We start from the raw sequence: 13,632 nt of genomic DNA, 5'->3' as shown, positions 1-13,632 counted from the left end.
CGGATTGATTAAAAGTGGTAATCGACACCAAGGCTCATACCAGTCGTAGTTGGTTGACTTTGTACCTGCGCATCAGTTTGTGTGCCTAATCCTAACGAAGACTGATAAATCCCGGCCAGTGAAGCCGACCATTGGCGAGTAGGGCGATAGCGGAACCGAGCCCCCATGGCTGCTGCCATTGATACCGGCCGGTAAACACCATCTTTTGCCGTAATGACCACTTCATTTTCGACCGTATTACGGATGAAAATGTTGGTAATGATCCCCCCCAGCAACGCCAGGCTAAGCTTTTTCTTGGGCCGCAACTGATACCCAACCTGAACAGGCACCTGCATGTATTGATAATTGTTGGTTAACACTTGCCGTATCTGACCATTATAGCTGTTTTGGATGGATGAGTTAGAAACATTCGCATAATTGGCCGTTGGAACCGCATAAGCCAGATCACTTCGGTGGATGCTATTCTTAAGGGCATCAACGTACAGATTGCTGGATGATGAATTTTGAATTAATCCTGCCTGTAGCGAAGAAGAGGCAAATTGGGCTGGTGTTTCAATCGTCGACCGACCAGCCAGATACCCAATGCCCGATTCGATCGACCAGCGTTCGGATAGTTGAACACCAGCGCCAGCCTGGTACGCTACCGAGAAATTAGGTTGGCTACTCACTGTTTGCTGACTTGTTGTCGATGCCTTGAGCGCATCCAATGAAGCCGTACCCACCGATGCAACGGACGTTGACTTTACGGCGACCATCGGGTTGAAAGAACCTGGCATAACACTGGCCGATGCCCAGACATCACGAGATTTCTGCTTCGATTTCGAAGTTTCTGGTTTCAGTTCGGGTTCGGCTGGACGGAACCAGACAATCCGATGAATCTGACCAAACTCACGCAAACGTAACGAACGGCCCGAGAGTGGCTCAAAGGCAATAGTAACAGTCGGGTTGGCCGCATCTGCATGATCAGCTACCGCCCGTGACGTTGCAAAGGAAGCTATCAATGCCCGACTGGTTGCTGTTTCGGGCTGTCTGGCGGCTGATCTTGCCTGTGCTAGCTGACCTGTTTTCATTAGCAACTCCGAACCGATCGAGCTATTCACTCTCGCTTTCGACGCAAGTGCGGCCAGTGTGTTATTTACTGAATAAGGTCTAAATGGAGTAAGTTGCTGACGTCCGGATTTTTTCAGTTTTTTTGTCGCCAATTCTGTTTGCGGCTGTGAAGAAGGGACAACTGATTCAGGTAGTTCAGTCGATGAGCTAGCCAGATCAGATTGCTCTGTGGTTGTTTTTTGCCCTTTTTCAGTCGGGTTATGGATTGCCCTGTCCGTTGTCCTGTCCGCATGTTCTGCAATTACATGAGGGCCATCAGCCGTGCGTGATGAATTTTCCGACGGTAGGGTACGAACAGCCCACCAGCCAAGCAAAAGCAAGGTTACTGCGGCAGCCATACGAGTTCCCCAAACCATTGGTCGCGACGAAGCCAGACCTGTTCCCCAAAGAGGGAGAATTTTGGTACTGTCAGGCTCATCTAACCGGCGCTCAATCGCGTCCCATACTCGAGGGGGCGGTGTTTCGGCGGCTTCGTCGAATACCTTTCGCCAAAAATCGTCCGGCATATTTTTCTCTAATTCATCCATCTTTATTCTGTTCAACGTGGTCGTCCTTCAGCAGGATGTCCATCGGATAGTAGTTTCTGTTGCAATAGGCTTCTGGCGCGGGCAAATTGTGATTTTGAGGTTCCTTCGGCTATATCCAGCATCTCAGCAATTTCGGGATGGGTATAACCTTCAATGGCGTATAAATTAAACACTGTTCGACAACCGGGCGGAAGTTCCTGAATCAGTTGCAACAGGTATTGATAATTCAGTGTTGGCAGACTTTCGTCGGCCTGTGGCAGCACCGGGGCCAGTTCCTGTACATCGGTGGTATGCTCCCAGGGTTTTTGCTTTCGTAAAAATTTTAAAGCGGTATTAATTACAACCCGTTTCAGCCAGGCCTCCAACGGACACTCGAACCGAAATGAGTCGATATGGCGGTAAATCTTTACAAAGGCATCCTGTAATATGTCTTCAGCTTCGTCAGGGTCTTTTACATAGCGTTTGCAAAGGACAAAGAGCTTTCCGGCAAACCGCTCATAGAGCAGTCGCTGCATACTACGGTCCTGTCGTCGGCATCCTTCGACTAATGCGTAATCATCCTGCATAGCACTGTTGACACCTATATGACCACATCTGAACCGGAACGGTTGGAAGTAGACGGAAAAATTTCTTACTTCTTGCTTCCATACTATTTTGTCTATGATAATTACTCTGGTTGTACCTTTGGTGTGTTTTCAAGCAAACCTCTGTTATGAATCGTCGGGATGCCCTACGTTATACTGCTGGTGTTGGTCTGTCAATGCTTACCTCATCAGCTTTACCACGGCCAACGCCTGCTAAAGCTCGCTTCAAAATTGGTGCCTGCGACTGGTCAATTGGCCCCGTTGGCGATATAAATGCATTCGCCGTTGCCAAACAAATTGGGCTCGATGGCGTTCAGGTTAGTTTAAACACATCGACCGACCACGTTCATCTGCGCAACCCTGAAAAACAGCGAGCCTATAAAGTAGCTGCTCAGAAAGCGGGCGTAGCCATTGGCGGATTAGCCATTGGTTTATTAAACGAAATTCCCTACAAATCCGATCCTCGAACAGAACAGTGGGTACAGGACAGTGTTGATGTAGCCGCTGCCCTAGATGTCAAGGCGGTATTGCTGGCGTTCTTCAACAAAAATGACCTTCGAAACGACCCAAAAGGTATTCAGGTAGTTATTGAACGGTTGAAAGCGGTGGCACCAAAAGCTGAAAAAGCAGGTGTCATTTTAGGTATTGAATCCTGGCTTTCAGCCCCTGAGCTGATGGCGATTATCGAAGCAGTTGGGTCACCAGCTATCAAGGTTTATTATGATGTCTGCAACTCGTCCATTCGTGGTTACAATATTTTTGAGGAAATTCGCGACCTGGGTAAAAGCCGGATTTGTGAAATTCACCTGAAAGAGAATGATCAATTACTCGGCCAAGGTATTGTCGATCTGGCAAAAGTTCGGCAAGAACTGGATGCTATCCACTATAAAGGCTGGTTGCATATAGAAGGCGCCGTGCCCAAAGGGCAACCTATACTCGAAAGTTATATTGAAAACAATAAGACAGTACGAGCGCTGTTTAGTTGATAAAAGGTTTACTGTTTCAAGTTTCAGGCTTCATGTTTCAAGTTGGCTGGCGCATCTATTCGTTGTACGACTGCCAACTTGAAACATGAAACCTGGAACGTTAAACTTGGCATATATGAAAAAGCTGTTCTCGCTGAATCCATTTCCGTTTGCGTTGACGACCGTTGGCTTTTTAACCATGGCTGGTCAGGGTATTCAATCTGATAAATCGACTGACTATCTGCTGGCTAAGGAGTCTGTCCGTAACATGGCTTCAGTGGCAATTGCCGATTCGAATACGCTCTACTTGCCCGACGATCTGGAAGCTACCTTATGGGCCGAAACGCCGATGTTCTACAATCCAACGAACATGGATGTTGATGCCAAAGGGCGTGTCTGGATTACGGAGGCTGTCAACTACCGGAAATTCAACAATAAACCCGAAGATCGGCTCAATCATCCAGAAGGCGAACGGATTATGATCCTGGAGGATAAAAACGGTGATGGGAAGGCCGACGACAGCAAAGTGTTCGTCACTGACCCCGATCTGGTTTCACCACTAGGCATTGCCGTAATCGGTAATAAAGTAATTGTATCCGCTGCGCCTAATCTGGTGGCTTATATCGACGAAGATGGTGACGACAAAGCTGATAAAAAGGAGGTCATGCTCATGGGTTTCGGCGGCATGGACCACGACCATTCACTACATGCCGTAGTTGCAGGGCCCGACGGAAAATACTATTTCAATACCGGCAATGCAGGTCCTCATGTGGTTTCGGATATTGACGGCTGGACGTTGCGCTCGGGTAGCATGTATACGGGCGGAACACCCCATAATAAACTGAATCATGGCAACCAGGTCAGCGACGATGGACGAGTCTGGACGGGTGGCTTGGCCTTACGTATCAACCCCGACGGTTCGAAGCTGAAGGTGATGGCCCATAATTTCCGTAACAATTACGAAACCGCTCTGGATTCATACGGAAATATGTGGCAGAACGACAATGACGATGAAGTGGTTGCCTGCCGAACAAGTTGGTTAATGGAAGGGGCCAACGCTGGGTTTTTTAGTTCCGACGGCACCCGAACCTGGAAGGCCGATCAACGCCCCGGACAACCCGTTCCGGTGGCACACTGGCACCAGCAGGACCCCGGCGTTATGCCCGTTGGCGACATTACCGGTGCGGGATCACCTACAGGAGTTGTCATGTACGAAGGCGACGAACTTGGGCCGCAGTATCGAGGTATGCTACTTAGTGCCGATGCTGGTCGGAACGTGATTTTTGGGTATCGGCCTGAACCACAGGGCGCGGGATATAAAATGGCACGGGTTGATCTGATCAGCTCTATGCCCGAAGTAGATGCCAATTATAAATGGAATGCGACCACTACTGATACGCGCAAATGGTTTCGACCCAGCGACATCGCCGTTGGACCCGATGGCGCCCTTTACATTGCCGACTGGTACGATCCGATAGTAGGCGGGCATCAGATGAAAGACCAGAAAGGCTACGGACGTATTTATCGCATCACACCCAAAGGGAAACGGCTAAAAACGCCCAAACTCGATCTTAACTCAACCCAGGGGCAGATTGCGGCCTTACTCAGTCCGGCCGTCAATGTCAGGATGCTGGGTTTTAATGCGTTGCGGGAACAGGGCGAAAAAGTGATTGAACCCGTCAAGGCACTGTTGTCATCAGCAAATCAATTTCATCGGGCGAGAGCCATTTTTCTGCTTGCCCAACTGGGAGCGGAGGGACAATTTGAAGTAGAACGATTGCTGAAAGCCGTTGATGCGCCAGTCCGATTAGTAGCATTACGGGCGCTACGGAGCATTACCCCCGAAAACTCAAAATCGATTCCAGCGTTGACCGCTTCGCAACGGGCGTTACTTCCTCTACTCGGTAACTTATCGACTGACCGAAGCCCGGCTGTTCGTCGGGAAGTGGCTATAGCTTTACGTGATGTGCCCTATGATGAATGCCGATTTATGCTTATGAATCTGGTAAAAGGCTATGATGGACAGGATCGCTGGTATCTGGATGCGCTAGGTAAAGCGGCTGATGGAAAAGAAGAAGCCTTGTTTTTTGATATTCGCCAAACCTTGCCCCAAAATCCTGTCGACTGGGATCAACGAGCCGCTAATCTGGTTTGGGAGCTACATCCGGCTTCGGCAGTACCACTGTTGAAGAAGCGGGCAGAGAGCGGAAATCTGACAGCCGAAGCACGCGAACAGGCCATTACGGCTTTAGGTTTTATCAAAACCGAGCAAGCGGCTAAGACTATGGTCGACCTGTCCAGATCAACAGATAAAGACATAGCTGCTCAGGCTGCTTACTGGCTGGACTTCCGGAAAGGTAACGACTGGGCAAAACTGCTGAATTGGGATCAGGTGATACCCGAAAAACCACAGGTATCGGTTGAAGAGCAAAAGATGCTGGATAAACGACAATTGCTGCTGGATGAAGGCTTATCAGATGCTGAAAAGCGAAAAATAGCCATTTCGATGTCCAGAGACCCTGAAGGAGCCAAAGTGTTGATCGGCTTAGCGGCTGATAAAAAGCTATCAGACGATCTGATTAAAGCGGCTGGGCCAGGTATTCGGACGAATAAAGACCAGACCGTACGGACAATGGGCCGCGAATTCTTCCCGCTGAAGCCGACCTTACATCCCGTACCATCGGTGGCTGCCACGCAGGACGAACCCTCTCAATCGGTCGAGGTCACGCAGAATAAACCCGCAGAGCCAGAACCGGCCAAAACAGCCCCCGTGTCAACCGTTCCCTTACAGGCTCAGGCTACCGATCAACGTACAGTTGCTGAGAAAACGTCGTCTGTATCAACCAGTATAGACTCTGATTCTCCTATTGCTAAAGTGGCTATGCTGACCGGAGACGCCAAAAAAGGCCAAACTGTGTTTAAAACCAATTGCGCCACCTGCCACAAACACGGTCAGCTTGGAACGGATGTTGGCCCTGAACTCACAGAAATTCATCAGAAGTTTGATCGGAATGGATTACTGGATGCCATTATGAACCCCAGTGCGGGTATTGCCTTTGGGTATGAGCCCTGGCTGATTACGACGAAAAAAGGGCAGACGTTCTACGGCTTCCTGGTAAGCGATGGCGACCAATCGGTTGTAGTTAAGGGAATCAAAGGCTATAAACACACGATTCCGACCGACCAGATTTTTTCGCGTCGGCAATACAAGACCAGCCTGATGCCCGACCCCAAAGCGTTAGGAATCAGCGACCAGCAACTGGCTGATCTGACGGCGTTTTTGCTGAAACAATAAACACTACTTAACTACGTACCCCAGCTTTTTCAGTTGAGAAGCGGTGAGGTTAAGGACATTGATATCCAGTTTAATCGGAGAGAGGGGTGTGTCGGTCGAGTCGGTCTTAACAGCTACGATCGCATCGACAATCTCCATTCCCTTAAATACCTGACCGAATACGGTGAATTTATCGTCGAGACGGTGTTCGCCTTTCTTGTTCTGGACGATGTAGAACTGACAACCAGCCGAGAGTTTCTCCGGGTTATTGTCGCGCCCGGCTCCAACAGCCCCATAAATATGCCGGATAGTTGGTCTGAATTCGGGTTTTAGCAAATAAGGCGAATCCGCAAAGCCAGCGGGTGTATCAGGACAGCCGCCCTGCGCCACAAAATTGTTAATGACCCGGTTAAACGTAAGCGTATCCCAATAGTTGTGATCCGCCAGCTTAATGAAACTTGCTTTATGATTTGGCGTCTCATCATAGAGCCAGAAAAGAATTTCACCCATATTGGTTTTGATCTGACCAATCGGATAGGTTTTTTCTTTAATGGGAGGGTTTGAAAAGGAGAGGAAATAAGTCAGTATAAGAAGGAGTGGCGCCATCGAATTGAGCGTTGATGATCGGAAGAAGCTAAATATACCTATTAAACCATTTCCTACAAATCCGAATCCTAGTACCAAACGTTGTGGAAAAGCGAGTCAGCTATCATCTATCCCAGCAACCTACATTCATCGAAAATTATGCAAGCTTACTTATCGGTTCTTTTTGTCTTGATAACTATAGCCGCATCGGCACAGAGTCGCCAACCCGACTACGCCCGCGATTGGAAACGGGCCGATTCATTAGCCAACAAAGGGTTACCTAAATCGGCTCTGGACATTGCCAATCGGATTTATAAGGAAGCTAAAGCGCAGAAGAACTACCCGCAGGTGGTCAAAGCAGCTATGCATCGTATGATTTTCAGAAGTTTTTCGGACGAAAACGCGTATGCCGAACTGGTACAATCCGTACAGGCCGATATTAACGATACACCCGAACCCGCCCGGTCAGTTCTACAATCCGTACTGGCCGATATATACTGGCAGTATTTCCAGCAGAACCGGTATAAGTTTTATAATCGGGCCGTCGTAAACACAGCCGCAACCAATGCAAAGGATTCATTAGCCGCCGATTTTAGAACCTGGGATGCTCGTCAGTTAGTTGGAGCGGCCACGTCGACCTATCTGGCTTCTGTACGGTCGAAAGACATTCTTCAGAAAACACCAATTGGCGATTTCGACGTGTTGTTGCAAAAAGGGGACCCGGCAGCACGACCGCTCCGACCTTCGCTCTACGATTTGCTGGCCCATCGGGCACTGGATTTCTTCCAGAACACAGAGCCTGATTTACTAAAACCTGTTTTCAAATTTGAGCTTGATAAGGCCGATTACCTGGCTGGGCCGGATGTATTTGCTCAACTCCCTATAAAAAGCCTGGATTCTCTTTCTGGTCGTTATCAGGCTTTGTTGCTATACCAGCAATTGCTGGCGCTTCATTTAAAAGACACTAATCCAGATGCGCTGGCTGATGTTGATGTACTTCGCCTTGCTTTTGTGTACAGATACAGTATAGTACCCAATAAGGATACACTTTATCGACAAACACTTGAAAAGCAGACTGATCGGTTTAAAAATAACCCTATCGAAGCGGTATATGCCTATCGATTAGCCGAATTTTTGGCGCAACATGCTGAAGTTATTCGATCTGGTGATGGCGAAGATTTCGCTGACGAGCCCTTTATTGGTCCTAATCACTGGTACAGGAAAGAGGCTAAAGATATTTGCCAGGACATCATTAAGCGGTATCCGTCTACGCAGTCGTCGCAAAAAGCTAAGGCGTTGTTGAGCGATTTAGTTGAACCGTCTTATTCTATTCAAATCGAAAATGTCGCAACTCCCAGGCAACCTTTTCGGACGTTGGTATCCTACCGAAACGTTCCAAAGCTTTTGTACCGGATCATTCCGATGACAATGTCGGAAAGACAGGCGTATCAGGACGAATTTCGGTATGGCGAAGATCGCCGTAAGGCCCTACTGACGAAATGGCTTGCCCGGACTAAGGCACTGGAAAGCGTAATAAAATTACCTGATGATGGTGATTTGAATGCTCACTCGGTCGAAATTCCCATATCAGGCTTGCCTGCTGGGCAGTATATGCTCCTAATTACGAGCGAAGATAAGCTTACTGCAAAATCAGAATCGGTACAGTTGGCATCATTCACCGTCTCGGAACTTAGCTATCTGGTTGTTCCAACAAATCTTTCGAAAACCGATCAAACCCTGTTTATAGCGAATCGGACAACGGGCCAGCCAATCAGCAATGCGTCGGTTAGCATTCATAAAGCCGGTTTGAAACCAGATAGGTCAGGCAAAAAAGTGGCTGTGAGTGACAAGGACGGCCGGGTTACAATACCGGGGTATGAGGTGTCCAATGGATCTTTTTATTATCAGATTACAGCCGGTAATGATACGTTGCTCTCTGACACTCACTATTTTTCGGGCTATCGTGACCAGGAGGAGCCCCATGAAGAGCATGTCGTTTTATTTACTGACCGTGGCATCTATCGTCCTGGTCAGCCGATTTATGTAAAGGGCATACTGTATGAGGGAAAAGCGAATCAGTACACAGTCGAAGCGGGCGAAGAGGTTACTATTGAACTGCGCGATCAGAATTGGGATCAAATAACTGAAAAGACGCTAAAAACCAACGAGTTCGGAACATTTACAACTACGTTTACAGCTCCAACTGGTCGGCTGACGGGGCAAATGACGTTGCAAACAGAGTATGGCAGTGTAAGCATTCGGGTCGAAGAATATAAACGCCCAACCTTTGAAGTGAAGGTAAAGCCGATCCGGCAATCGTTTAAACTCGGTCAGACGGTTTCGCTGACGGCAGAAGCTAAAACGTTCTCGGGAGCAGTAGTCGATAAAGCGTCAGTTCGGTACAGGATTACACGACGTTTACGGCAACGGTGGTACTGGTGGTATCGCCCACGCAATATGGCCCAGGCAGAAATCGCTAACGGTACGGCAACTACCGACGAACAGGGTAGTGTACAGATTTCATTTACGGCAACACCAGACCTTGCTCAATCACCTAAAGATAACCCAGTCTTCGATTTTGAGGTTACGGTGGATGTTACTGACGTTGCCGGAGAAACGCGCAGCGTGACTCAAACGCTGGGGATTGGCTATTCGGCGCTGCAGGCTGAATTGAAGATACCGGCAGAAATCGAAAAAGACAGTCCATCCAACTTCCCGATAAAAATCACGAATCAGTCGGGGCAGTCGGTTTCGGCAAAAGGCCAATTGATCGTCTATAAACTACAACCACCGATTCGCCTGCTGCGTAAGCGATTGTGGCAGCGGCCCGACCGGCAGCTCATGAGCCGGGCGGAGTTCGAAAGGCTGTTTCCCAACGATCTGTATGCGAATGAAATAGATCCGCGTTCTTGGACTAAAGGTGAAATAGTACAGCAACAGGCCGTTACATTACCAAAGGATTCTATTGTTAAGGCCGATCTGAAACGGTATGCTGCTGGCGAGTATGTAGCCGAATTAGCCGTAACCGATTCGGCGGGAGAGCAGGCTAAAGAACAGGCGTATTTTACACTTATCGACGAAAAACAACCGATTGCTTCGGCCCGCCCGAATGGCTGGTTGCAGGTTCGAAAAAGTACGGTTAATCCCGGAGAAAAAGCTGTTTTCTGGGTAGGAACGAACCAACCCAGTTGGGTGCTGATGACTGTCGAAGAAAAACGAGCAATTGTTCGTCAGGAATGGATCAAAACCGAAGGGCGTCCGAAGCAGGTGACGTTGCCTATTACGGAGAATCAACGGGGAGGCTTTGCAGTGCATTTCTCGATGATTCAGAATGGGCGATTTTATGAGCGAAGCCAACCGATTCTGGTACCTTTTACAAACAAACAGCTTACGATTGAAACAGAGACATTCCGCAATAAGCTAAAGCCAGGTCAACGCGAAGAGTGGACCCTAAAAATTAGCGGTTTAAATAAAGAAATGGCCGAAGCGGTTGCTACCCTTTACGATGCTTCACTCGACGCCTTTGCCCGACTCGACTGGCAGAACACTTTTTATCAGAACTACACCTCGTATTCAACCTACTGGCAATCGGGAGGCTTTTCGGCTGTGGGTAGCCGTGACCTATTTTATCGAAACAGACCCACACTGGCCGTACCAGCCTGGCGTTATGACCAGTTAAGTTGGCTAGGTTACCGATTTTCCCCTACTGGCAACCGTCCGTTTCCGTATCATCCTGATAGACCATTTGGGCTAGTGGATGACGCGCTGCGTGTAACAATTACACAGGCTGGTGGAGTAGTTTCGGGAGTTATCAAAGACGCGCAGGGCATAGGGGCACCCGGTGTTATAATTAGCCTGAAAGGAACAAGCAAGGGGACAAATACGAATGCAAAAGGAGAATTTTCTCTGAATGTAGGTACTGGAAATAAGTCGATTACACTGGTTTTCTCATTTGTCGGGTATAATACAGGTGAACTAACCATCACGAAGAAAAAGCAGACACTGGACCTCCTGCCCAATGTACAGGCATTGAGTGAGGTAGTGGTTGTAGGGTACGGAACACAGGCAAGACGTGGTGTTACAGGTGCGGTAGCAAAACTTGAAGGTGCCGCTCCGGGTGTTATGGCGGCTCCTATGCAAAAGTCGGCCGATGCAAGCGAACAAGTAGGTGGGAGCTCTAATAAATCGAATACACCCAAACAGCCTGAGCTCATCAATCCGCGCCGGAATTTCAACGAAACGGCTTTCTTTTTCCCACAACTTAAAACGGATGAGAAGGGGCGAGTCGTGCTGAAATTTACGATGCCCGAAGCGCTCACGCGCTGGCGATTGCTTGCCTTCGCCCATACGAAAGATCTGAAAACAGGAACATTGGAGCGGGAAATCGTTACGCAGAAAGAATTGATGATTACGGCCAATGCTCCTCGTTTCCTGCGGGAAGGCGATACCATTCAGGTGCGGGCGAGGCTCACCAATTTGTCAGAACGACCTTTATATGACGCTACAACCAACCTAACGCTAACCAACGCATTGACTGGCGAGCCATTACCAGTACCGCAACGAATAGCTGGCGAACAAGTGGCTATGGTGGCTCCTGGGTTAAGTACATCAATTGGCTGGACGATAATTGTACCAAAAGGGCTGGAGGCTGTCACCTGTCGGTTATCGGCGCAATCGGGTACGTTCACCGATGGCGAAGAATTCACCATTCCGATTCTGCCCAATCGGCTCCTGGTGACCGATTCGCAGCCGTTCTGGGTAAATGGTCCGGGGTCGCGTTCGACAGAAACCAAAGCGTTCAAATTGAAGCCCCTGACGAATTTAAATCCTGAATTGCCAGTACAGCATGAACGATTAACGGTGGAGGTAACGAGCAACCCGAGTTGGTATGCGCTGCAATCGTTGCCGTATTTGATGGAATATCAATATGAGTGTGCAGAGCAACTCTTCAGCCGTTTATATGCCAATAGTTTGGCCGCACATATTGTAGGGAGTAAGCCGATTTTCCGACAGGTAATTGCAGAATGGCAAAAGAATCCGCCTAAAAGTCCACTGCAAACGAATGAAGAACTAAAGACCGTTACGCTGGAAAATTCGCCCTGGCTGGCAAGTGCCCGGTCGGAGAATGAGCGCCAGGCAAAATTAGGTCAGTTACTGGATGCCAATCGGATGGAAAGTGAGCAACTGCGGGCGTTTGAGAAGTTGCAGCAACTGCAAACCGAAAGTGGCGGACTGCGGTGGTTTGGTGGCATGACTCCCGATTTATCAATGACCTTACATATCCTGAGTGGCTTTGGGCATTTGCAGAAACTAGGTGTTAAATTCCCCGATGACATGCAGGCTAAATTGGCCGATATGCAAGCTCGCGCCATTCGGTTTGTGGATGCTGAAGTGAAGCGATTGATTGAGGAACAACAAAAGGCTGAATCAAAGAAGGGCGTAAAAACAGTATACAACTGGTATTTCTCAGCGACTCAGTATCTATACGCCCGAAGTTTTTATGTGGATAAGCCCGTCGATAAAACGGTATTAGCTTATCTGAAAAGTAAAACTGCTGAGCAATGGCAGAACCAAAGTTTGCAGGGACAAGCACTTTCGGCCATAGCACTCGCTCGGTTTGGCGATACCAAAACCGCGAATGGCATTCTGGCATCGCTACGGGAGCGTACGCGGAAAAGTGAGGAATTGGGAACGTATTGGCCCGACAATACCAGCGGTCTTTACTGGTATCAGACACCCATCGAAACGCAGGCTTATCTCATTGAAGCATTCGGAGAAATTAACCCGAACCAGACTGAAATAGACGATATGAAACGATGGCTATTGCGCCAGAAACAAACGCAATCGTGGGCATCGACCAAAGCAACCACCGAAGCTATTTATGCGCTGTTGCTACGAGGAACTGACTGGCTCGGCACGGGCGTAAGCACGCAGGTAAGTTTGGGAGGCCAGCCAATTGAAAGTCGGGTCACCAAAGCCGATGCCATTACCGGCTACGAAAAAGTAACCTACGCATCTTCGGAAATCAAGCCTGAAATGGGTACGATTCAGATCACGAAAACAACCGACGGACCAGCCTGGGGAGCGTTGTACTGGCAGCATTTCGAACCGCTCGATCGGGTCATGCCGGGCAGTGCCGGACTATCGGTGCAAAAGACGCTGTATGTCCAACGGGATTCACCCAGTGGACCAGTGATTTCGACCGTAACCGAAAAAACATCACTCAAGCCCGGCGACCTGATTAAAGTGCGGCTGGTACTAAAAACTGACCGAACTATGGAGTATGTCCACCTGAAAGACAGTCGGGCATCTGGTTTTGAGCCAGTAGCCGCTTTGTCGGGTTACAAATACCAGAATGGCATTGGCTATTACGAATCCCCCCGCGATGCCAGCACCGATTTCTTCATGAGTTACCTGCCCGTTGGAACGCATGTATTTGAGTACGATTTACGCGTGGCACAAACGGGTGATTTCTCGGCTGGTGTCGCTACTGTTCAGTGCTTCTACGCGCCCGAATTTTCGGCACACTCAGCGGGCGAACGGGTACGGGTGAAACAGGTTGAATAGTAGAAAGTGTATTGTGTAAA

6 protein-coding genes are annotated in these 13,632 nt (G+C 48.8%); 3 read left to right on the top strand and 3 right to left on the bottom strand.

The annotated features are described in order from the left end of the window. Positions 1-8 precede the first annotated feature (8 nt). Together ACYVFD_RS13980 and ACYVFD_RS13975 are read right to left on the bottom strand one after the other, a co-directional pair. A complete protein-coding gene (locus tag ACYVFD_RS13980) occupies positions 9-1,616 on the bottom strand; it encodes a hypothetical protein (protein WP_461090766.1) in 1,608 nt (535 codons plus the stop codon). Between the two features lie 32 nt (positions 1,617-1,648). After that, entirely contained in the window at positions 1,649-2,203 is a 555-nt protein-coding gene (locus ACYVFD_RS13975) for an RNA polymerase sigma factor (RefSeq protein ID WP_461090764.1), read from the bottom strand. Between the two features lie 146 nt (positions 2,204-2,349). Between ACYVFD_RS13975 and ACYVFD_RS13970 the strand changes: the two genes are divergently transcribed. Both ACYVFD_RS13970 and ACYVFD_RS13965 read left to right on the top strand, forming a co-directional pair. Next, complete coding sequence (locus tag ACYVFD_RS13970; protein ID WP_461090763.1) at positions 2,350-3,207, top strand: sugar phosphate isomerase/epimerase family protein; 858 nt, start codon at positions 2,350-2,352, stop codon at positions 3,205-3,207. A gap of 115 nt (positions 3,208-3,322) precedes the next feature. Next, on the top strand, positions 3,323-6,481 hold the full coding sequence (locus ACYVFD_RS13965) for a PVC-type heme-binding CxxCH protein (RefSeq protein ID WP_461090762.1): 3,159 nt from the start codon (positions 3,323-3,325) through the stop codon (positions 6,479-6,481). A gap of 3 nt (positions 6,482-6,484) precedes the next feature. On the opposite strand, the gene ACYVFD_RS13960 is transcribed toward ACYVFD_RS13965, so the two are convergent. Further along, complete coding sequence (locus ACYVFD_RS13960; RefSeq protein WP_461090761.1) at positions 6,485-7,066, bottom strand: peptidylprolyl isomerase; 582 nt, start codon at positions 7,064-7,066, stop codon at positions 6,485-6,487. A gap of 138 nt (positions 7,067-7,204) precedes the next feature. Between ACYVFD_RS13960 and ACYVFD_RS13955 the strand changes: the two genes are divergently transcribed. Next, entirely contained in the window at positions 7,205-13,612 is a 6,408-nt protein-coding gene (locus tag ACYVFD_RS13955; RefSeq protein WP_461090760.1) for an alpha-2-macroglobulin family protein, read from the top strand. The last annotated feature ends 20 nt before the right edge of the window (positions 13,613-13,632 follow it).

The sequence above is a fragment of the Spirosoma gilvum genome (assembly GCF_054776815.1).
The sequence above is the reverse complement of the archived record's forward strand: the minus strand, read 5'-3'. Positions and strand labels throughout refer to the sequence as shown.